This window comes from Janthinobacterium svalbardense (assembly GCF_002327145.1).
Lineage (GTDB): Bacteria > Pseudomonadota > Gammaproteobacteria > Burkholderiales > Burkholderiaceae_D > Janthinobacterium > Janthinobacterium tructae.
Genome location: NZ_CP023422.1, coordinates 4,653,622 through 4,675,280, shown reverse-complemented (window position 1 = coordinate 4,675,280; position 21,659 = coordinate 4,653,622). Strand labels below are relative to the sequence as shown.

Here is a 21,659-nt window from a genome sequence, read left to right as displayed (position 1 = left end):
CTCTTCCTTTGGCGTCCACTACCATGTCCGATACTGCAACTTCACCGCTACGCCTGCGCACCGCTATCAATCCAAAACCGCTGGGCATTGCCCTGTTGCTCATCGTGCTGGGTGCCTGGTATCTGGCGTTGACCGTCGGGGCCACCCAGTCCGCGCTGTACGTGGTGGGCGCCTTGCTCGGCATTACGCTGTATCACGCGGCCTTCGGTTTCACGTCCGCCTGGCGCGTCTTCATCGCCGATGGCCGCGGCGACGGCTTGCGCGCGCAAATGCTGATGCTGGCTGTCGGCGTGGCGCTGTTCTTCCCCGCGCTGTCGGCCGGCACCCTGTTCGGCACGCCCGTCTCGGGCCTGGTTTCTCCCGCCGGCACCTCGGTGATCTTCGGCGCCTTCATCTTCGGCATCGGCATGCAGCTGGGCGGCGGTTGCGCCTCCGGCACTTTATATACGGTCGGTGGCGGCAGCACGCGCATGCTCATCACCTTGGCCGCCTTCATCGTCGGCTCCGTGATCGGCACGGCGCACATGCCGTTCTGGACTTCGCTGCCGCAATTGAAACCCATTTCCCTCGTCACCAGCCTGGGCCTGATGCCCGCGCTGGCGCTGAACTGGATCGTCTTCGCGCTGATCGCCGGCATCACGGTCTTCGTTGAAAAGCGCCGCCATGGCAAGCTCGTCGCCACGCCGCTGCGCCCGGCGCAGTCGTCGCCCTGGCTGCACGGCCCGTGGCCGCTGGTGGCGGGCGCCGTCGCCCTCGTCGTACTGAACTTCGCCACCCTGGCGCTGTCGGGCAAGCCGTGGGGCGTGACGTCCGCGTTTGCCCTGTGGGGCGCGAAAGCGGCGTCCGTGGTCGGCATCGACACGGCCAGCTGGGCCTACTGGTCGACCAAGGCCAACGCCGCCGCCTTGGCCGCGCCGTTGACGCAAGACAAGACGTCCGTGATGGACATCGGCATCGTGCTGGGCGCCATGCTGGCAGCGGCCCTGGCCGGCCGCTATGCGCCCGTGTGGCGCATCCCGCGGCGCTCGATCGTGGCAGCCGTGGTGGGCGGCCTGCTGCTCGGCTACGGCGCGCGCCTGGCCTATGGCTGCAATATCGGCGCGTATTTCAGCGGCATCATCTCTGGCAGCTTGCACGGCTGGCTGTGGCTGGTGTGCGCCTTCGTCGGCAACGTCGTCGGCACGCGCCTGCGTCCGTGGTTCGGCCTGGAAGTGGAGAAAGTCAAGCCGAGCGGCTGCTGACACCGGCGTCAACAGGGGCTTTGCTGTATATTTCTGCCCCTGTTCCTCTTTGCCGCCGTGCAACGTCCATGTCGCCCCTCATCCTGTTTGCCGTCGTCCTCGCGTATTTCCTGATCCTGCTGGGCGTGGCATGGCGCACCTCGCGCCACGCCACCAACGACAGTTTTTTCATCGGCAACAAGGACAGCAACTGGATGCTGGTGGCCTTCGGCATGGTGGGCACCACGCTCACGGGCGTGACCTTCATTAGCGTGCCCGGCGCCGTGGGCAGCAACGGTTTCGGTTACATCCAGCTGATGATCGGCTACGTCCTCGGCTACTTGGCCATCACGTTCATCTTGCTGCCGCTGTACTACCGGCTGCAGCTGACTTCCATTTACCGCTACCTGGAATGGCGTTTGGGACGGCGTTCCTACCAGAGCGGGGCGGCATTTTTCATCCTGTCGCGCCTGCTGGGCGCCACGGCGCGGCTGTATCTGGTGGTCAATATTCTGCAAGCCACCATTCTCGACAGCCTGGGCGTGCCGTTCTGGCTGACGTCGTGCGTCGTGCTGCTGCTGATCCTGCTTTACACGGTCGAGGGCGGCGTGAAAACCATCGTCTGGACCGATACCCTGCAAACGGCGTGCATGCTGGCCGGTCTCATCATCTGCAGCGTGTTTTTGTTGCGCGAGATGGATCTGTCCTTCATCGACAGCCTGGAGCGCATGCGCGCGCAAGGCCTCACGCGCATCTTCACCGTCGACCCGGACAGCCCCGCGTATGTGTGGAAGCACATTCTCGCCGGCATGTTCATCACGATCGCCATGACGGGCATGGACCAGGAAATGATGCAAAAGAACATTTCCGTGCGCACCTTGCGCGATTCGCAAAAGAACATGCTCAGCCTGACCGTGGTGCTGACCGGCGTGCTGCTGCTGTTCCTGTTTTTGGGCGGACTGCTGCACCTGTACGCGCCGCTGGCTGGCGTGACGGCCACGGGGGATAAACTGTTCCCCGCCGTCGTGCTCGGGCATTTCCCCGCCGTGGTGCAGCTGATCTTCTTCATCGCCCTCATTTCCGCCCTGTTCCCCAGCGTGGATGGGGCGCTGACGGCGCTCACCTCGACTTTTTGCATCGATATCCTGGGCCTGCAGCGCAAGAAGGAATTAAGTGCAAGTGCGCAGGTGCGCTGGCGCCGCCGTGTGCACCTGGGCTTTACCGCACTGTTTTTGATCCTGATCATGGCCTTCAAGTGGCTGGACGATCCCAGCATGATCGTCGTGATCCTGAAGCTGGCCAGCTATACCTATGGTCCGCTGCTGGGCTTGTTCGCCTTCGGCCTGCTCTGCAAGCGCGGCGTGCGCGACCGCTGGGTGCCGCTGGTGGCCGTGGCGGGGCCCTTGCTGTGTGCGCTGATCGAAGGAGAGCAGGCGCGGCTGTTCGAACATTACCGCATCGGCCTGGAATTGCTGATCCTGAATGGCGCCCTGGTGCTGGGCGGCCTGTTCCTCATTTCCACGCCGGCAGGGCAGGCCATCAAAGGCGCGGCACACTTGTCAAAATAAGACGATTCAGCCCGTTTTCAGTTATATTGGTTTCCTTTCGGTACACAAACCCACGGAGCATCAATGTCACTCAACCCCTTCCCGCCGCTGCGCCGCGGCTTTGGCGCCTTCTGGCGCGCGCTGGACGCCACCCGCCGCGCGGTCATCAACCTGATTTTCCTGCTGATCGTCATCGCCATCCTGATCGCCATCTTTGGCGGCGGCGCCAAGCCCCTGGCGGAAAAGACCACCCTGGTGCTGGACTTGCAAGGCCCGCTGGTCGAGGAAACCCCGGGCGGCGTGCGCGAAGCGGTGCTGGCCAATGTCAGCGGCGAAGTCAAGAAAAACGTGCAGTTGCGCGACGTGCTGGCGGTGCTCGACACGGCGGCCAAGGACAAGAACATCGGTTCCATGGTGATCCTGCTCGACGAAATGCAGGGCGGTGGCCTGGCTTCGCTGCGCGAAGTGGCGGCCGGCGTGGAGCGTTTCCGCGCCACGGGCAAGAAAGTCACGGCCTGGGGTTCGAGCTACAACCAGCGCCAGTACCTGGTGGCGGCCAAGGCCGACGAGGTATTCCTGCACCCGATGGGCGGCGTCATGCTGGAAGGCTTTGGCCGCTACCGCAATTACTACCGCGACGCACTCGACAAAGTGGGCGTGACGGTCAACCTGCTGAAAGTGGGCACGTATAAAAGCGCAGCCGAGCCTTTCATCGCCAACGGCCCATCCGAAGCGGCGGCCGAAGCGGACCGCTACCTGAACAACGGCCTGTGGACCACCTACACGACGGACGTGGAAAAGGCGCGCAAGCTGCCGGCCGGCACCATCATGCAATCTATCGATGCGCTGCCCGCGCTGATGACGGCCGCTGGCGGCGACCTGGGCAAGCTGTCGCTGGACGCCAAGCTGGTCGACGGCCTGAAAACGCGCGATGAACTGCGCCAGTTCATGATGGCGCGCGGCGCCAAAAATACGGAAGGCACGAACTTCCGCCAGGTGAACTACACCGATTACCTGGCGCGCCTGCGCCCCGTGCACATCGGCGACGCCGTCGGCGTGGTTGTCGCTTCCGGTGAAATCGGCGACGGTATCGCGCCACCGGGCGCCATCGGCGGCCTGTCCACCTCGCGTTTGATCCGCCAGGCACGCGAAGACAAATCGATCAAGGCCATCGTGCTGCGCGTCGATTCGCCGGGCGGCAGCGCCTTCGGCTCGGAATTGATCCGCCGCGAACTGGAACTGACGCGCGCCGCCGGCAAGCCGGTGGTCGTCTCGATGGGCAACGTGGCCGCTTCGGGCGGTTACTGGATCAGCACCTCGTCCGATGAAGTGATCGCCGACGCGGCCACCATCACCGGTTCCATCGGCGTGTTCGCGATTCTGCCGACGGCCGACAAGGTGGTGGAAAAGCTGGGTATCCACACGGCCGGTTCGCCCACCACCTGGCTGGCCGACGCGGGCAACCCATTGCGCCCGCTCGACCCCCGCTTCGCGCAAGTGATCCAGGGTTCGATCAACCACGTGTATGGCGACTTCCTGAACCTGGCCGCCAAGGCGCGCAAGACGACGCCGGAAAAGATCAATGAAGTCGCGCAGGGCCGCGTCTGGACAGGCTTGCAGGCGAAAGAGCGCAATCTGGTCGACCGCATCGGCAGCTATGGTGATGCGCTGGCATCGGCCGCCAAGCGCGCCAAGCTGGGCAGCGACTACCGCGTGACGTACCTGGAACAGGAAACGTCGAACGTGGACCGGCTAATCGGCATGTTCGGCTCCAAGGCCCTGGCCTCGCTGGGCCTGGGCGAGCACGTGAAGCTGGGCCTGGCCACGACGGGCTTGCCGGCCGACGCGGCGCTGGGCATGGCGCAGGACCTCTCCTGGCTGTCGGGCATCACGCGCGAACACAAACCGTTCATGGCCCTCACGCACTGCCTGTGCGAGGTGCCTTTGGGCGGCAAGTAAGTCCAGGCGCAACACATGATTGACACCCAAGCCGGATTCGTCCGGCTTGTTGCATATGCAGCGCTGCGATGAGGGGCAAGGCATGGCAAGCGACATGAGTGCACACACTGACATGACGACCACCATACGTCCTTGCGTCAACGGCGATGAACAGGCGCCGGCGCTGTCGGCCATGCGGCTGTGGCTGGCCGAGGCTACGCCCGGCGGCGCACCTTCCGCGTGGGCCGCACCGATTATCAGGATGTCATCCTCGGCATGAGCTTGTAAATCCAGGTAAAGAGTTTGCGCCGCCTGAGCAGCCGCGCGGCGCCAGGTCAAGGCCGATGGCGGGAGATTTGTAGCGAGTTTGTATCTGCATGCGAGTCGCCCGCGTACCGCTGGCGCCGGGGTGCGACGCCCCGCAAGCCTGATTTTTCCACCGTTTCGCCACAGCGGCGGCACGCCAGCCGCTCTTCCTGATCCTCCCATGCCAGCCTGGCTATGTGTAATTGTTTCAAGTAGAAATGAAACAGAAACATGACTATGCTAGAGTCGTTTTACGCTAGGGAGCGATGTTTTTTCAGCTGATTTTCAGCTCTTGACTCCCCCGGCTGTGTACCGAAACAACCCCGAAAAACGGTCGTCCGGCCTGAGTGTGCTCCACCTCGGCCGGCGCCACAGACTCGCCGTGCCAGCGGCGTATACAAGGATAAGCGATGGATTCGCAGACAACACCCCCTACCCCGCGGCGCAGCCGCCGTTCGAAAATCGTCGGCACGGTCATCGCGCTGGCCGTCATGGCTGCGCTGGGGGCGGTGCCTGGTACCTGACCCACTCCGGCACCAGCGTCCAGGGCGGCCCCGGCATGGGCGGCCCTGGCGGGCCCGGTGGCCCCGGCGGACGCCGTGGCGGCCCATCGACCACCGTGGGCGTGGCCACGGCTGTGAAGTCCGACCTGCCCGTGGTGCTCGATGCGCTGGGCACGGTGACGGCCGCGTCCACCGTGACGGTGCGCCCGCAAGTGTCGGGCATTTTGAAGGAGCTGAAATTCAAGGAAGGCGGCATGGTCAAGGCGGGCCAGGTGGTGGCGCAGATCGACCCGGCGCAGTTTGAGATGGCGCTGATGCAGGCCACGGGCCAGCGCCAGCGCGATGAAGCGCAGCTGGAAAACGCGCGCCTGACCCTGAAGCGCTATCAAACCCTGCTGGGCCAGGATTCCATCGCGCGCCAGGATGTCGATACGCAGGCCGCCTTGGTGAAACAGCTGGAAGGCACCGTCATGACGGACCGCGCCGCCGAAGGCACGGCCAGACTGAACCTCGGTTATACAAAAGTGGTGTCGCCGATCAGCGGCCGCGCAGGTTTGAAGGTGGTCGATATCGGCAATCTGGTGAGCACCAGCGACGCGGGCGGCGTGGTGGTGGTGACGCAGCTGTCGCCCATCGACGTGCAGTTTTCCGTGCCACAGGATAAAGTGCAGACCATCCAGGAGCGCCTGAATGCCGGCTCGGCCCTGGCGGCGCTGGCGCTGGACCGCACGCGCACGCATACGCTGGACAAGGGCAGCCTGAGCGCGCTGGACAACCAGGTCGACGTGCAGACGGGTACCGTGCGCGCCAAGGCCCGCTACGCGAATGACAAGATGGCCCTGTTCCCCAGCCAGTTCGTCAACGTGCGCCTGGAACTGGGTAATATCACGGGCGCCGTGCTGGTGCCCGTCACGGCCCTGCGCCACAGCAATAATGGCGACTTCGTGTATGTGCTGAAAGCGGATAAAACCGTCACCGTGCGCATGGTCACGCGCGGCCAGGCCACTACCGACATGGTGGAAATCCGCGCCGGACTGGAAGCGGGAGAGCAAGTCATCACGGAAGGCGCCGACCGCCTGAAGGAAGGCGCGAAAGTCACGCTGGCGGGCGACAAGCCTGCCGGCGCGCGCGGTGCCGGCGCGGGCGGCGCAACGGGCGCGAACGGCGAACGCCGCCACCGCCGCCAGCAGGCTGACGGCGCGGCCAGCGCATCGGCAGCGGCATCGGCATCTGCGCCAGCCGCAGTGCCAGCTAGCGCGCCAGCGAAGGGCGCAGCGCAATGAGTCCATCGACTCCCTTCATCAAGCGCCCCGTCGCAACGGCGCTGCTGATGCTGGCCATCGTGCTGGCGGGGCTGGTCGGCTTCAAGTTCCTGCCGCTGGCCGCCTTGCCGCAGGTGGACTTCCCCACCATCCAGGTGCAGACCCTGTACCCGGGCGCCAGTCCCGAAGTCATGGGGCAGACCGTGACGGCGCCGCTGGAACGCCAGTTCGGGCAAATGTCGGGCTTGCAGCGCATGAGTTCCACCAGCGCGGCCGGCGTCTCCCTCATCACCCTGCAATTTACCCTGGGCCAGACCTTGGATGTGGCCGAGCAGGAAGTGCAAGCCGCCATCAACGCGGGCGGCTCGCTGCTGCCCACCGACTTGCCGGCGCCACCCGTGTACGCGAAGATCAATCCGGCCGATGCGCCCGTGCTGACGCTGGCCATCACGTCCGACACGATGCCGCTGACGCAAGTGCAAAACATCGTCAACACGCGTTTGGCGCTGAAGATCAGCCAGGTCAATGGCGTCGGCCTGGTCTCGCTGTCGGGCGGCCAGCGTCCCGCCGTGCGCATCCAGGGCGACACCAAATTGCTGGCCTCGTACGGCCTGGGCCTCGACAGCCTGCGCACCGCCATCGCAGCAGCCAACGTCAATAGCGCCAAGGGCAGTTTCGACGGTCCCACGCGCTCGTTTACCATCAACGCCAACGACCAGCTGGTGACGGCGGAAGACTACAAGCGCCTGATCATCACCTATAAAAACGGCGCGCCCGTGCGCCTGCTTGATGTGGCCAATGTCATCGACAGCGCGGAAAACACGCGCCTGGGCGCCTGGTCGGGCAAGCGGCCGGCCATCATCCTGAACGTGCAGCGCCAGCCCGGTGCCAACGTCATCAAGACGGTTGACGCCATCAAGGCCCTGCTGCCGGACTTGCAGGCCAGCCTGCCGGCGGCCATGAAGCTCGATGTGCTGAGCGACCGGACCACGGGCATCCGCGCCTCTGTCGAGCACGTGGAAATGGAACTGCTATTGTCCGTGCTGCTGGTGGTGCTGGTGATCTTCGCCTTCCTGCACAGCATGCGCGCCACCGTGATCGCCAGCCTGTCCGTGCCAATTTCGCTGATCGGCGCCTGCGGCGTCATGTATTTGCTCGGCTACAGCCTGAACAACCTCTCCCTGATGGCCTTGACCATCGCCACCGGCTTTGTCGTCGATGACGCCATCGTCATGATTGAAAACATCGCCCGCTACATCGAAGAGGGCGAGACGCCGATGGCGGCCGCCCTGAAGGGCGCGTCGCAGATCGGCTTTACCATCATCTCGCTGACGGTCTCGCTGATCGCCGTGCTGATTCCCCTGCTGTTCATGGGCGACGTGGTGGGCCGCTTGTTCCGCGAATTTGCCATGACCCTGGCCATCACCATCTTGATTAGCGCCGTGGTCTCGCTGACCCTGGTGCCGATGATGTCGGCGCGCTGGCTGAAAAGCCGTGCCGGTGAAAAGGTCAGCGCCACGGGCCAGCGCATCCAGGCTTTCCTCGACCGCGTGATTGTGCAGTACGACCATGCGCTGGTGTGGGTCTTGCAACGCCAGGGACTGACCTTGCTGGTGGCCCTGGCCACCTTGCTGCTGACCGTCATCCTGTACATCACCATCCCGAAAGGCCTGTTCCCCACGCAGGATACGGGGCAGCTGAAGGCGCGCATCGAAGCGTCGCAAGCCGTCTCGTACGAGCGCATGGCCACCTTGCAGCAGGCCGCCGCCAGCGCGTTGCTGGAAGACCCCGCTGTCGATACCTTGAGTTCCCTGGTGGGCGTGGATGCGGCCAACAACACCATGCTGCACACGGGCAGCATGTTGATCAACCTGAAACGCCCGCGCAGCGGCAATCAGGACGAGATCATGGAGCGCTTGCGCAACCGTGTGGCCAAGGTGGCCGGCGTGACGCTGTATCTGCAGCCGACGCAGGATCTGACCATCGATGCGGAATCGGGCCCGACGCAGTACCGCGTCTCGCTGGAAGGGGCCGATACGGCCACCGTCACCGAGTGGGCCGGCAAGCTGGCGGCGCGCATGCGCGAGAAATCGCAGCTGCGCAACGTCGTCACGGATGCGGGCGCCACGGGCGCCGCCGTCAGCGTGTCCATCGACCGCGACAGCGCCGCGCGCATGTCCGTGACCACGGCAACCGTCGACGACGCCTTGTATAACGCCTTCGGCCAGCGCATCATCTCGACCATTTTCACGGAAACCAACCAGTACCGCGTGATTCTCGAAGCGCAGCCCGGCATCGTCACCACGCCGGCCGACCTGTCGGAACTGCAGGTGCGCACGGGTTCCGGCAAGTCGACGCCGCTGTCCGCGTTTGCCAGCGTCAGTGAAAAACAGGCGCCGCTGCAAATCACGCACGTGGCGCAGTACCCGGCCACGACGCTGGGCTTCGATACGGTGCAAGGCGTGGCGCTGGGCAGCGCCGTCGACGCCATCCGCGCGGCGGCGCAAGACATCGCCTTGCCGCCATCGGTGACATTGACGTTCCTCGGTGCGGCTGGCGCATATGAAAATTCGCTGTCGAACCAGCTGTGGCTGATTCTCGCCGCTGTCGTCTGCGTGTACATCGTGCTGGGCGTGCTGTACGAAAGCTACATCCACCCGCTGACGATTTTGTCGACGCTGCCGTCGGCCGGCGTGGGCGCCTTGCTGGCGCTGATGATTTCCGGGCAGGACCTGGGCGTGATCGGTATCATCGGCATCATTCTCTTGATCGGCATCGTCAAGAAGAACGCCATCATGATGATCGACTTCGCCATCGAGGCCGAACGCGACGAAGGGAAAAGCCCGCAGGAAGCCATCCACCAGGCGGCGCTGCTGCGTTTCCGTCCGATCCTGATGACCACCCTGGCGGCCCTGTTCGCGGCCGTGCCGCTGATGCTGGGCTGGGGCGAGGGCGCCGAGTTGCGCCGTCCGCTGGGCCTGGCCATCTTCGGTGGCCTGATCGTCAGCCAGGTGCTGACGCTGTTTACCACGCCCGTCATCTACCTGGGCTTCGACCGCCTGGGCCAGCGTTTCGCGTCGAAGACGCGTGCCGTGAGCCTGGACAAGCCGGCCGATAATACGGGGAGCGCCGCGTGAACCTGTCCGAACCGTTCGTCAAGCGCCCCATCGCCACCGTGCTGCTGACCATCGGCATCGCGCTGGCGGGCATCGGCGCTTTCTTCGTGCTGCCCGTCTCGCCGCTGCCGCAGGTCGACTATCCGACCATTTCCGTCAGCGCCAGCCTGCCCGGCGCCAGCCCCGCGACCATGGCAACCTCGGTAGCCACGCCGCTGGAGCGGCGCCTGGGCGTGATCTCGGGTGTGAACGAGATGACGTCGTCGTCGGGCACGGGTTCGGCGCGCATCAACCTGCAGTTCGACCTGAACCGCAAGATCGATTCGGCCGCGCGCGAAGTGCAGGCGGCCATTGCCGCCGCGCGCGTGGATTTGCCGGCCACCCTGCGCAGCAACCCCACCTACCGCAAGGCCAATCCATCCGACGCACCCGTGATCATCCTGGCGCTGACGTCGAAAACGCGTACGCCGGGCCAGATATACGATGCCGTGTCGAACCTGGTGCAGCAAAAGGTGGCGCAAGTCAAAGGCGTGGGCGACGTGGAACTGGGCGGCGGTTCGCTGCCGGCCGTGCGCGTGGAATTGCTGCCGTATCAGCTCAATCACTATGCCGTGTCGATGGAAGACGTGCGCGCCGCCATCCAGGCCAGCAACGCCAACCGTCCCAAGGGGGCGATTTCCGGCGATGCGCGCAGGCTGCAGATCTATTCGGGCGCCAGCACGGCCTCGGGCGGGCGCAGCGCAGCCGACTACCGCAGCTTGGTGGTGGCCTGGCGCGACGGCGCCGCCATCCGCCTCGACGACGTGGCCGAAGTGGTCGACGGCGTGGAAAACAACAATACCCTGGGCCTGTTCAATGGCGACCCGGCCGTCATCGTGCTGATCACGCGTCAGCCGGGCGCCAACGTCATCGCCACGGTCGATGGCGTGCGCGCGCTGCTGCCGCAATTGCAGGCGCAGCTGCCCGGCGACATCAAGCTGCAGGTGGCGTCCGACAGCACCAACTCCATCCGCTCCTCGCTGCACGAGATCGAATTCACCTTGATCCTATCCATCGTGCTCGTCGTGCTGGTGGTCAGCGCATTTTTGCGCAGCGTGCGCGCCACCATCATCCCGGCTGTCGCCACCATCGTTTCCTTGCTGGGCACCTTTGGCGTGATGTACATGCTGGGCTTTTCCCTGAACAACCTGTCCCTGATGGCGCTGACGGTGGCCACGGGCTTTGTCGTCGACGATGCCATCGTGGTGCTGGAAAACACGCAGCGCCACATCGAGGCTGGCATGGACCGTTTCAAGGCGGCCCTGCTGGGCGCGCGCGAAGTGGGTTTTACCGTACTGTCGATCAGCCTGTCGCTGGTGGCCGTTTTCATCCCGCTGCTGTTCATGGGCGGGCAGGTGGGGCGGCTGTTCCGCGAATTTGCCGTCACCTTGTCGGCCGCCGTGATGATTTCGCTGGTCATTTCTTTGACCACCACGCCGATGATGTGCGCCTGGCTGCTGAAAAGCGGCCAGCAGCACAAGCCGCCGGGTGCTATCGCGCGCTGGTTTGAACGCGGTTTCGAGCGCATGCTGACAGTGTATGAACATTGCCTGGACTGGGCCCTGTCCAGCGCCGCGCTGGTGATGGCCATCCTGGTGTTCGTCGTCGGCCTGAACGTGTATTTGTTCGCCGCCGCGCCGAAAGGCTTCTTCCCGCAGCAGGATACGGGCCAGATCAATGGCGGCATGCGCGCCGACCAGAGCATCTCGTTCCAGGCCATGCAAAGTAAATTGCGTCAGCTGGTCGACATCATCAAGGACGATCCTGCCGTCGCCACCGTCGTGGGGTTCACCGGCGGTGGCAGGGCAGGGGGCGGCTTCATGTTCATCGATCTGAAGCCAGCCTCGCAGCGCAGCGACAAGGGGCAGGCCGTGATCGCGCGCCTGCGCCCGCAACTGGCCAAGGTGACGGGCATTTCCCTGTTCCTCAACCCGGTGCAGGATTTGCGCATGGGCGGGCGTTCCAGCAACTCGACCTACCAGTACACCCTGATCAGCGACAACCAGGCGGACCTGAAAAAATGGGCGGCGAAACTGGCCGACCAGATGAAGCTGCAGCCGGCCCTGATTGACGTCGACACGGACCAGGCGGAAAACGGCGTGGAAACCTATGTTTCCATCGACAAGGACCGCGCCACGCAGCTCGGCGTGCAAGTCAAGGATATCGACAATGCGCTGTACAACAGCTTCGGCCAGCGCCAGGTGGCGACCATCTACGATGAGCTGAACCAGTACCACGTGATCATGGAAGTGGCGCCGCGCTATGCGCAAAGCCCGGAAGCGCTGCGCTCCGTGTATGTGCCGGCCTCGAACGCGGCCGCCGTCGCGGCCACCGGTACGACCGCCACCACCAGTACCGTCACCGCGACGGCGTCCAACACGACGGCGGCGCGCGATCCGTCCAGCGGCTCGGCCCTGTCCACGACCCTGGCGCACATGGTGCCGCTGTCCTCGTTCAGCAGCTTTGCCGAAAGCTCGACGGCGACCTCCATCAACCACCAGGGCGGGGAACTGGCCACCACCGTGTCGTTCAACCTGGCCGACGGCTATCCGCTCAGCGACGGGCAGGCGGCCGTAGCCCAGGCGGAGTCGGAAATCGGCATGCCGGTGAATGTGCGCGGCAGCTTCCAGGGTTCGGCCAAGAGCGCGCAGGACAGCAACAAGGAGCAGCCGCTGTTGATCCTGGCGGCCATCGTGGTGATCTACATCGTGCTGGGCATCCTGTACGAAAGCCTGATCCACCCGATTACCGTGCTGTCGACTTTGCCGTCGGCGGGCGTGGGCGCCGTGCTGGCCTTGCTGCTGTTCCGCATGGAGTTTTCCATCATCGCCCTGATCGGCGTGTTCCTGTTGATCGGTATCGTCAAGAAAAATGCTATATTGATCATCGACTTCGCGCTGGAGGCCGAGCGTTCGCGCGGCTTGACAGCGGTAGAAGCGGTGCGCGAGGCATGTTTGCTGCGTTTCCGCCCCATTCTGATGACCACCCTGGCGGCGGCGCTTGGCGCCTTGCCGCTGGCGATCGGTTTCGGCGAGGGGTCAGAGCTACGCCAGCCCTTGGGGGTCGCCATCATCGGCGGCCTGATTGCCAGCCAGTTACTCACATTGCTGACCACCCCGGTGGTCTACATCCTGCTCGACAAGCTGCGCACGCGCAGCGCCGACGAGCAGCAATTGAGCCGCATTCCTGGGCCAGATAACCCGAGCACACAATCATGAAGCAAGTAAAACCTATCGTATCGACCGTCCCCGCACGCCACCTGCTGGCATTGGCGGCGGCCGCAGTTCTCCTGGCCGGCTGCGCCGTCAGTCCCGCGTATGAAACGCCGACGGCCGTCGCGCCGCAAACGTTCAAGGAGGCGGCCGGCTGGCAGCCTGCCGCGCCGGCCGACACGCTGGAGCGCGGTCCCTGGTGGACCCTGTTCGGCGACGCGCAGCTGAATCAGCTGGCCGACAGCATCGAGATATCGAACCAGAATGTGGCCGCTGCCATCGCCTCGTACGAGCAGGCGCGCGCGCTGGTGCGCGAACAGCGCGCCTCGCTGTTCCCGACCGTGAACCTGACGGGCAGCGGCGCCCGCTCCGGCGGCGGGGGCGAGCAGCAGACGAACAACAACTTCAAGGCCGCCATCGGCGCCTCGTGGGAACCGGACATCTGGGGCCGCCTGCGCGCCGGCGTGACGGGGGCGGACGCCAGCGCCGCCGCCAGCGCGGCCGACCTGGCAGCGGCGCGCCTGTCGGCGCAGGGCGAACTGGCCATCAATTATTTTTCGCTGCGCCAGAGCGATGCGCAGATCGCGCTGCTCAATTCGACCATAGACGGCTACAAGCGCGTGCTCGACATCACCAGCAACCGCTTTAACTCGGGCATCGCCGCCAGGTCCGACCTGCTGCAGGCGCAGACGCAGCTGGCCAATGCGCAGATCGATCTGTCCAGCCAGACGCGCGCCCGCGCGCAGCTGGAACACGCGATCGCCATCCTGTTGGGGAAGGCGCCGTCCGACTTCAGCCTGGCCGTGGCGCCGTGGACCCTGACCGTGCCCGAGGTGCCGCTGGGCGTGCCGTCGACCCTGCTGCAGCGCCGTCCCGACATCGCGGCCGCCGAGCGCAGGGTGGCCGTGGCCAACGAGCAGATCGGCATCGCCCGCTCCGCCTACTATCCCAGCCTGAACCTGACGGGTTCCTACGGTTCCGGCGCCAGCCGTGTGGGCGACCTGTTCAATGCATCGTCGAGCCTGTGGTCGCTGGGCGTGTCGGCCGCGCAAACGCTGTTCAACGCGGGCGCCACCTCGGCCAGCGTGGACGCGGCCAGAGCGGGGCATGAGGCGGCCGTGGCGCGCTACCGCCAGACGGTATTGAGTGCCTTTGGCGCCGTGGAAGACCAGTTGTCGGCCACGCGCGCGCTGGCCGAGCAGCTGGCCTTGCGCCAGCAGGCGTCGTCCGCCGCCGACCAGGTGGAGCAGCAGATGCTGAACCGCTACAACGCGGGCCAGGTCGGCTATACGGACGTGGTGACGGCGCAAGTGACGGCGTTGTCGGCGCGCCGTTCGCTGGTGCAGGCGCAGGCGGACCGCCAGACGACGGCCGTGGCCCTGATCCAGTCGCTGGGCGGCGGCTGGCATGTGCCGCAGGCGCAGTAAGGGGTAAGCAGCCCCCGCGCCAAATTCGCATTTTTGCCGTGCGTCTTGGATGCTAGAATGCAAGATTATCCATCCGCCAGCCTGGCGCACGTGCCGTGGCTGCATTCTTGCCGACGATGACACGCAGCAAACACAGCAAAGCTCCAGCGCCTGAGGTGTCCACCATCGATTTTCCCGTGGTGGCCATCGGCGCGTCGGCCGGTGGTCTCGACCCCATTGTCGCTTTCCTGACGCATGTGTCGCCGCAGAGCGGCATCGCCTATGTGGTGATCCAGCACCTCGATCCCACGCAAAAAGCCATGTTGCCGGAACTGCTGCAGCGTGCCACCAGCATCCCCGTCACGGAAATCACGCAGCGCGCCGCACTGCAGCCGAACCATATCTATGTGATCCCGTCCAATGCGGACCTGGGCCTGTCCAAGGGACACTTTGTGCTCAGCGAGCCGTTGCAACTGCGCGGACACCGTTTGCCCATCAATGCTTTCTTCGAAAGCCTGGCGGCCGAGCTGGGCGAACTGGCCGTGGGCGTGATTCTGTCCGGCATGGGCAGCGACGGTACGCGCGGCATGCAAGCCATCAAGCAGGCCGGTGGTTTGACCCTGGCGCAGCATCCCGATACGGCCAAGTTCGACATGATGCCGCAAAGCGCCATCGCCGCCGAGGCAGTGGATCTCGTCGATTTTCCCGACAAGATGCCGGAAAAGATCGTCAGTTACCTGTTTCGCAGCAGCTTCCTGGCGTTGCCGGACAAGGAGCCGAGAGGCCGCAATGCATTGCAGGAAATTGTCGCCTTGCTGTCCGAACATACGGGCAACAGCTTCTCGGACTACAAGATCAATACGGTGCTGCGCCGTATCGAGCGCCGCATGAGCTTGTACCAGATGACGTCGATGGAAGAGTACATTCCCTATCTGCGCAACAATCCTGCGGAAATCGACCTGCTGTTCAAGGAATTGCTGATCGGCGTGACGAATTTTTTTCGCGATCCGAAAGTGTGGGAGTACCTGAAGATGGTGGTCTTGCCGCAAATGCTGGCGGCCCACCCGGACGGGCGCGCCTTCAAGGCCTGGATACCGGCCTGTTCCACGGGCGAGGAAGCCTATTCGCTGGCCATGGTGTTCCATGAAGTGGTGGCCCGCAGCAACCCGCCGTCGAAATACAGCCTGCAGATTTTTGCCACCGACCTGTCGGCCGACGCTATCGACCGCGCGCGCCAGGGCCGTTTTCCGCCAACGATCAGCAGCGAGGTGTCGACGGAGCGCCTGGAACGGTTTTTCTTGCAGGACAAGAGCGATTACCTGGTCAGGAAAGAGATCCGCAACATGATCATCTTTGCCCAGCAAAACATCATTTCCGATCCACCGTTCACCAAGCTCGATATCCTGTGCTGCCGCAACCTGTTGATTTACCTCAATGCCAAGCTGCAACAGCGTTTGATTCCCCTGTTTCATTACGCCTTGAACCGCGATGGCGTTTTGCTGTTGGGCAGCGCCGACACGCCGGGACATTTTTCCGAGCTGTTTTCACCCCTGACCACATCGACCCGGCTGTACCGGCGCCTCGACAACCTGGCGCGCCAGCGCTTGCTGACGTACTTTCCCACGAAGGTATCGTCGGCCACTCCCCCTACTCCCAGCGATACGAGAGACGTCAGCATGCCCGGAAAAATCCAATCCCAGGTCGAGCAACTATTGCTCCAGAAATATTCGCCTGCGGCCGTGCTGCTGAACCAGGATGGGGATATCCTGTATATCAATGGCCGCACGGGCGCCTTTCTGGAACCGGCGGCAGGCAAGGCCAACTGGAATATTCACGCGATGGCGCGCGAGGGCTTGCGCTACGAGCTGGCGGGCCTGATCACGCAGGCGCTGCAGAGCGACAGCGTGGTACGCCAGTCAGGTCTGGTGCTCACGGATCACGCAGGGCAGGTGCAAGGCGTGGACTTGACGGCGGAAGCCTTGCGCCAGCCCGAAGCGGTGAGCGGCATGGTCTTCGTCACGTTTGCCTGCACGCCGCTGGCGGCGACGCCGCGCCGGGGCCGCTCGTCGAGTCCCAAGATGCTGGAACTGGAGCAGCAGCTGATGCAGGCGCGCAATGAAATCCAGGCCGTGCGCGACGAAATGCAGACCTCGCGCGAAGAGCTCAAATCGGCCAACGAGGAATTGCAGTCGACCAATGAAGAGTTGCAATCGGCGAACGAAGAGCTGACGACGTCGAAGGAAGAAATGCAGTCGCTCAATGAGGAGTTGTACACCGTCAATGCCGAGCTGCAATCGAAGGTCGATGATTTGTCGCTGGTCAACAGCGACATGAAAAATCTGCTCAATAGTACCGATATCGCCACCATTTTCCTCGACAGCGAGCTGCGCATCCGCCGCTTCACGGCGCCGGCCACGCAAATCTACAAGCTGATCCAGACGGACTTGCGCCGCCCGCTCAGCGACATCGTCAACGACCTCGATTATCCGAGCCTGGAAGACGATGCGCTGGAAGTGATCCGCAGCCTGGTGTTTTGCGAGCGGCAAGTGGAAACCAAGACGGGACGCTGGTACAACGTGCGCATCATGCCGTACCGCACGGTGGAAAATGTGATCGATGGCGTGGTGGTAACTTTCATCAACATTACAGAATCGAAACTGCTGGAAGCCCAGTTGCGGCAAATCCAGTCCGGCGCCGCGGCTGACGGGAAAGCAGGAGAGAGCGCGTCATGAGCGAACCATTCGACGCCGGGTGTGGGCCGGCCAGCTTGCGAGAGCAGGCCGAGCAATTGGCGGCGCAGCAGCGCCAGTCCGTAGCGCCGCCGCAGTCGAATGAAGAGGTGATGCGCCAGCTGCATGAATTGCAGGTCAGCCAGATCGAGCTGGAAATGCAGAGTGCGGCACTGGCCGAACTGGAGCGCTTGAAGAATGAATTTGAACGCAGCCGCGACCATTATGCGCAGCTGTATGAACAGGCGCCCGTCAGCTATTTTTCGCTGGCGCGCGAGGGCGTCATCACGCGTGTCAACGTGGCGGCCTGCGGCTTGTTGCAACGCGACAAGAAGCAGCTGCTGGGGCGGCGCTTCGAGCAATTCGTTGCGCCACAGGCGCAAGGCAGTTTCCGCCGCTTCCTAGAAGCCGTCTTCAGCAGCGGCGCGCGCCAGGTGCTCGAAGCGCAATTGTTCGAAGGCGAAGCGCGCGGCATGGGCGGCATGGTGCGCATCGAGGCCAATGTCGACGCGGCCAGCGCCACGGCACGCATGCTGGTGACGGACCTGGGCGACGAGCATGCGCGCGAATCGGCCTTGCGGCGCGCCTTCGTCATCCTCAACAGCATCCGCGAAGGCGTGCTGGTGACGGACAGCGCCAACCGCATCATTTCCGTCAACCCCGCCTTCACCGCCATCACCGGCTACCAGGCGGAGGAAGCCATCGGGCGCGATCCATCCTTCCTCGGCGGTGGCACGCATTTGCCGCATTTTTATACCGCCATGTGGCGCAGCCTGCACCAGGATGGCAGCTGGTATGGCGAACTGGTGAACCGGCGCAAGAATGGCGAACGCTTCGTCGAGTCGCTGTCGATCACGCCCATGCGCAGCCAGGATGGCAGCATCAGCCACTTTGTCGGCGTGTTTTCCGATATCACGGAGCGCAAGCTGGCCGAAGCCGACTTGCGCGAGTTGCACCGCGAACTGGACCAGCGCGTCATCGACCGCACGGCCGAATTGCTGCGCGCCAACCAGCATCTGCAGCTGGAAGTGCAGCAGCGCGAGCGGGCACAGGAAGCCTTGCGCGATGCCGAGCGCTTCTTTCACGCCACCATCGATTCGCTGACGGACCGGGTGCTGGTGCTGGACCGGGCCGGCAGCGTCGTGCATGCCAACCAGGCGTGCCTGGCCTTTGTCGGGCACACGCCACGGCCGCTGCAGTACCTGGAATTCTGTGAGACGGACCCACGCTGGCAGCGCAGCGCCGGACGCGAGCTGTCCGCCGGCATCCGCGCCGTGATTGCGGGCACGGCCGACACGTTTGCGCTCGAGTATGAATTTACCACGCGCTCAGGCCCCCGCTGGTCGCAGGCCAGGATCAGCCGTTTCCTCGGCGAAGGGCCGCTGCGCGTGGTGGTGGCGCACACGGACATTACCGAGCGCAAGTTGATGGATAGCGCGTTGCGCCAGTCGCATGCGCAGCTGCGCCAGCTGGCGCTGCACCTGGAAACGGCCAAGGAAGACGAGCGCAAGCGCATTTCGCGCGATATCCATGATGAACTGGGGCAAAACCTGCTGGCGCTGCGCATCGATATTTCCATGCTCAGCGCGCGCACGGAAGGTTCCCATCCGCGCCTGCACCGCCGCGTTGGCGCCGTGCTCAGCAATGTCGACACCACCATCAAGAGCGTGCGTGGCATCATGAACGAGCTGCGCCCGATGGCGCTGGACCTGGGCTTGCAGGCTGCCATCGAATGGCAGGTAGGCGACTTCCGCAAGCGCAGCGGCGTCGCTTGCCGCCTGCTGATACGCGACGAGGCCCTGTTTGCCGCCATCGGCAGCCAGGTCGAGATCGTGCTGTTCCGCATCGTGCAGGAAGCGCTCAGCAACGTCATCCGCCATGCGCAGGCCAGCGTCGTCGAGATCGAGCTCAGTTCGGATGCCTGCGCCGTGTATGTGGTCATCAGCGACAACGGCATCGGCATCACGCCGCAGCAGCAGCGCAAGAAGCAGTGCTTTGGCCTGATCGGCATTGCCGAGCGCGTGACGGCGCTGGGCGGCCACTTCGAGGTGGGCATGCCGGCCTCGGGCGCCGGTTGCCGTTTGTCCCTGCAGATTCCCTTGCCGGGAGCGGGGCGGCCGGCCGCCTGATACAGAGTGCAATGCGTTAATTTTTGCCGACTCAGGCCCCTGTGACAGGCTATACTTTCGCCTGCTATTTATGGAGGGGCATATCTTGTTCAAAACAATCGTTTTACCAGTCGCCTTGTTGGGCGCGTTCGCCGGCGTACACGCCGACGAAGGGCAGTGGCAACCACACCAGCTGCCACAGCTGAAAGCTGACCTGAAACGGGTCGGCATCGAAATTCCTGCAGAAAAACTGGCCGACCTGAGCAAGCATCCGATGAGCGCCATCGTCTCGCTCGGTGGCTGCTCGGCCGCTTTCGTCTCCGACGCGGGCCTGGTGGTGACGAACCACCATTGCGCGTATGGCGCCGTGCAGCGCAATTCCACGCCGGAACACAATTACATCACCAACGGCTTTCTGGCCAAGACGCGCGCTGGCGAGTTGCCGGGCGGTCCGAACAGCCTCGTGTATGTGACCGACAAGGTGGAGAACGTCAGCGAGCGCGTGCTGAAAGGCTTGACGGCCGACATGACGGGCCGCGCGCGCCACGAAGCGGTGGAAAAGCGCGTCAAGGACTTGATCGCCGAATGCGAAACGGACAAGATGTACCGCTGCTCCGTGCCCGCCTTCCACCGCGGCCTCGAGTACTACCGCATCCGCCAGATGATGATACGCGACGTGCGCCTGGTGTACGCGCCATCGGACAAGATCGGCAACTTCGGCGGCGACATCGACAACTACGAATGGCCGCGCCACACGGGCGACTACTCGTTCCTGCGCGCCTACGTGGGCAAGGATGGCCGTCCGGCCGACCCGTCGCCCGACAACGTGCCGTATAAATCGAAGGACTTCCTGGTGGTCTCGGCCGAAGGCTTGAAAGCCGGCGATGGCATTTTGCTGGCGGGCTACCCCGGCCGCACCAGCCGCTACAAGCTGCCGGCGGAAATCCGCTTCGCGCGCGATACGGCCTTCCCCCTGAAAGTGTCCGAACTGCAAGCCGACCTGGCCGTGATGGCCGATGCGACGCAGGGTGACGCGGCCGCCGGCGTGCGCTACGCCAGCGTGGTGAAAAGCATCAACAACGTGCTGAAGAAAACCCAGGGCTTGCTCGACGGTTTCGCGCGCAAGGACATCGCCGCCATCAAGGACGTGCAGGATGCCGAATTCCGCGCCTGGTACGCCAAGCAGCCGAACGTGTCGACCACCCTGCTGGCCGAACTGGACGCGGCGATCGCCAGCGACATGGCCTTGAGCGAAGAAGAGTTCGCCTGGTCCGTGGCCGCCAACAGCGACTTGCTGAAAAGCGCGCGCACCATCTACCGCTTGTCGCTGGAGCGCCAGAAAGCGGATGCCGAGCGCGAATCGGGCTTCCAGCAGCGCGACCTGGCCTTCATCAAGGCCCGTCTGGCCCGTCTGGAACAGTCGTATGTCAACCAGGTCGACCAGGCGCGTTTTGCAGCGGGCCTGAAGCGTTACGCGCAACTGGCCGCGAAGAGCCATCCGCAAGGCCTGGACGCGCTGCTGCCGGCGCCAGCGGCCGTGCCGGCCCTGTACCAGCAGACGCAACTGGCTGACACGGCCAAGCGCCTGGCCTGGCTGGAAAAGGATCAGGCTGCCGTGGTCCGCTCTGACGACGCCTTCATGCAGCTGGCCGTCAAGTTGCAGCCAGTGGAAATGGCGCTGGAAGAGCGCCGCAAGGAAATCGACGGCAACCTGGAACGCGTGATTCCGCAATACATGCAAGCCGTGATCGCCTGGAAAAAGTCACAAGGCAAGCCAGTGTATCCTGACGCTAACTCGACCCTGCGCGTCACGTACGGTACCGTCTCGCCGTACTCGCCGCGCGACGGGCTGAGCAAGGGACCGTTCACGACCGTGGAAGGCATCGTCGAGAAAGTCACGGGCAAGGCCCCGTTCGAAGCGCCGCAAGGCTTGATCGACGCCGTGAAGGAAAAACGCTATGGCCAGTTCCGCGACCCGGTGCTGGGTACGGTTCCCGTCAACTTTTTGACCAGCGCGGACACCACGGGCGGCAATTCCGGCTCGGCCGTGATGAACAAGCGCGGCGAGCTGATCGGCCTGAACTTCGACTCCACGTATGAATCGATCACCAAGGACTGGTACTTCGACACGGCCATCACGCGCGCCATCCACCTCGACATCCGCTACATGCTGTGGGTGATGAAGGAAGTGGACCATGCGGATAACTTGCTCAAGGAAATGACGATCAAGTATCCGAAGGCAACCAAGAAATAATCTTTCTTAGTTGAAATAA

At 64.0% G+C, this 21,659-nt stretch carries 10 protein-coding genes and 1 pseudogene; all 11 read left to right on the top strand.

The window, feature by feature from the left end; all coding sequences use genetic code 11:
• The first annotated feature begins 23 nt into the window (after window positions 1-23).
• Window positions 24-1,241: a YeeE/YedE family protein gene (locus CNX70_RS20650; RefSeq protein WP_096236610.1), complete on the top strand. Its 1,218-nt coding sequence runs from the start codon at window positions 24-26 to the stop codon at window positions 1,239-1,241.
• Window positions 1,242-1,309: 68 nt separating this feature from the next.
• A complete protein-coding gene (locus CNX70_RS20645) occupies window positions 1,310-2,788 on the top strand; it encodes a sodium:solute symporter (protein WP_096236608.1) in 1,479 nt (492 codons plus the stop codon).
• 63 nt (window positions 2,789-2,851) lie between these two features.
• On the top strand, window positions 2,852-4,726 hold the full coding sequence (gene sppA / locus CNX70_RS20640) for a signal peptide peptidase SppA (protein ID WP_096236606.1): 1,875 nt from the start codon (window positions 2,852-2,854) through the stop codon (window positions 4,724-4,726).
• A gap of 94 nt (window positions 4,727-4,820) precedes the next feature.
• The gene (locus tag CNX70_RS20635) at window positions 4,821-4,985 is read left to right on the top strand and encodes a hypothetical protein (protein ID WP_157751196.1); all 165 of its coding nucleotides are present in this window, start codon (window positions 4,821-4,823) and stop codon (window positions 4,983-4,985) included.
• Window positions 4,986-5,421: 436 nt separating this feature from the next.
• A pseudogene (locus CNX70_RS20630) lies at window positions 5,422-6,797 on the top strand (efflux RND transporter periplasmic adaptor subunit).
• Entirely contained in the window at window positions 6,794-9,913 is a 3,120-nt protein-coding gene (locus CNX70_RS20625) for an efflux RND transporter permease subunit (protein ID WP_096236602.1), read from the top strand. The pseudogene CNX70_RS20630 and the gene CNX70_RS20625 overlap by 4 nt, the downstream one beginning before the upstream one ends.
• Window positions 9,910-13,149 carry an efflux RND transporter permease subunit gene (locus tag CNX70_RS20620; RefSeq protein WP_096236600.1) on the top strand — a complete coding sequence of 1,080 codons (3,240 nt, stop codon included), beginning with the start codon at window positions 9,910-9,912 and terminating at the stop codon, window positions 13,147-13,149. The genes CNX70_RS20625 and CNX70_RS20620 overlap by 4 nt, the downstream gene beginning before the upstream one ends.
• Window positions 13,146-14,570 carry an efflux transporter outer membrane subunit gene (locus CNX70_RS20615; RefSeq protein ID WP_096236598.1) on the top strand — a complete coding sequence of 475 codons (1,425 nt, stop codon included), beginning with the start codon at window positions 13,146-13,148 and terminating at the stop codon, window positions 14,568-14,570. The genes CNX70_RS20620 and CNX70_RS20615 overlap by 4 nt, the downstream gene beginning before the upstream one ends.
• A 155-nt stretch (window positions 14,571-14,725) precedes the next feature.
• Window positions 14,726-17,281, top strand: coding sequence for a chemotaxis protein CheB (locus CNX70_RS20610; RefSeq protein WP_244198891.1), 2,556 nt, complete (start codon window positions 14,726-14,728; stop codon window positions 17,279-17,281).
• Complete coding sequence (locus CNX70_RS20605; protein WP_244198890.1) at window positions 17,278-19,407, top strand: sensor histidine kinase; 2,130 nt, start codon at window positions 17,278-17,280, stop codon at window positions 19,405-19,407. Before CNX70_RS20610 ends, CNX70_RS20605 begins: the two co-directional genes overlap by 4 nt.
• Window positions 19,408-19,492: 85 nt before the next feature.
• Window positions 19,493-21,640, top strand: a complete 2,148-nt coding sequence (locus CNX70_RS20600) for a S46 family peptidase (protein ID WP_425269199.1) — start codon at window positions 19,493-19,495, stop codon at window positions 21,638-21,640.
• Window positions 21,641-21,659 lie beyond the last annotated feature (19 nt).

Bases quoted from the DNA above. Each gene is read 5' to 3' on its own strand.
- CNX70_RS20650 (WP_096236610.1), top strand. From the start codon at position 24: ATGTCCGATACTGCAACTTCACCGCTACGCCTGCGCACCGCTATCAAT.
- CNX70_RS20645 (WP_096236608.1), top strand. From the start codon at position 1,310: ATGTCGCCCCTCATCCTGTTTGCCGTCGTCCTCGCGTATTTCCTGATC.
- sppA (WP_096236606.1), top strand. From the start codon at position 2,852: ATGTCACTCAACCCCTTCCCGCCGCTGCGCCGCGGCTTTGGCGCCTTC.
- CNX70_RS20635 (WP_157751196.1), top strand. From the start codon at position 4,821: ATGAGTGCACACACTGACATGACGACCACCATACGTCCTTGCGTCAAC.
- CNX70_RS20625 (WP_096236602.1), top strand. From the start codon at position 6,794: ATGAGTCCATCGACTCCCTTCATCAAGCGCCCCGTCGCAACGGCGCTG.
- CNX70_RS20615 (WP_096236598.1), top strand. From the start codon at position 13,146: ATGAAGCAAGTAAAACCTATCGTATCGACCGTCCCCGCACGCCACCTG.
- CNX70_RS20605 (WP_244198890.1), top strand. From the start codon at position 17,278: ATGAGCGAACCATTCGACGCCGGGTGTGGGCCGGCCAGCTTGCGAGAG.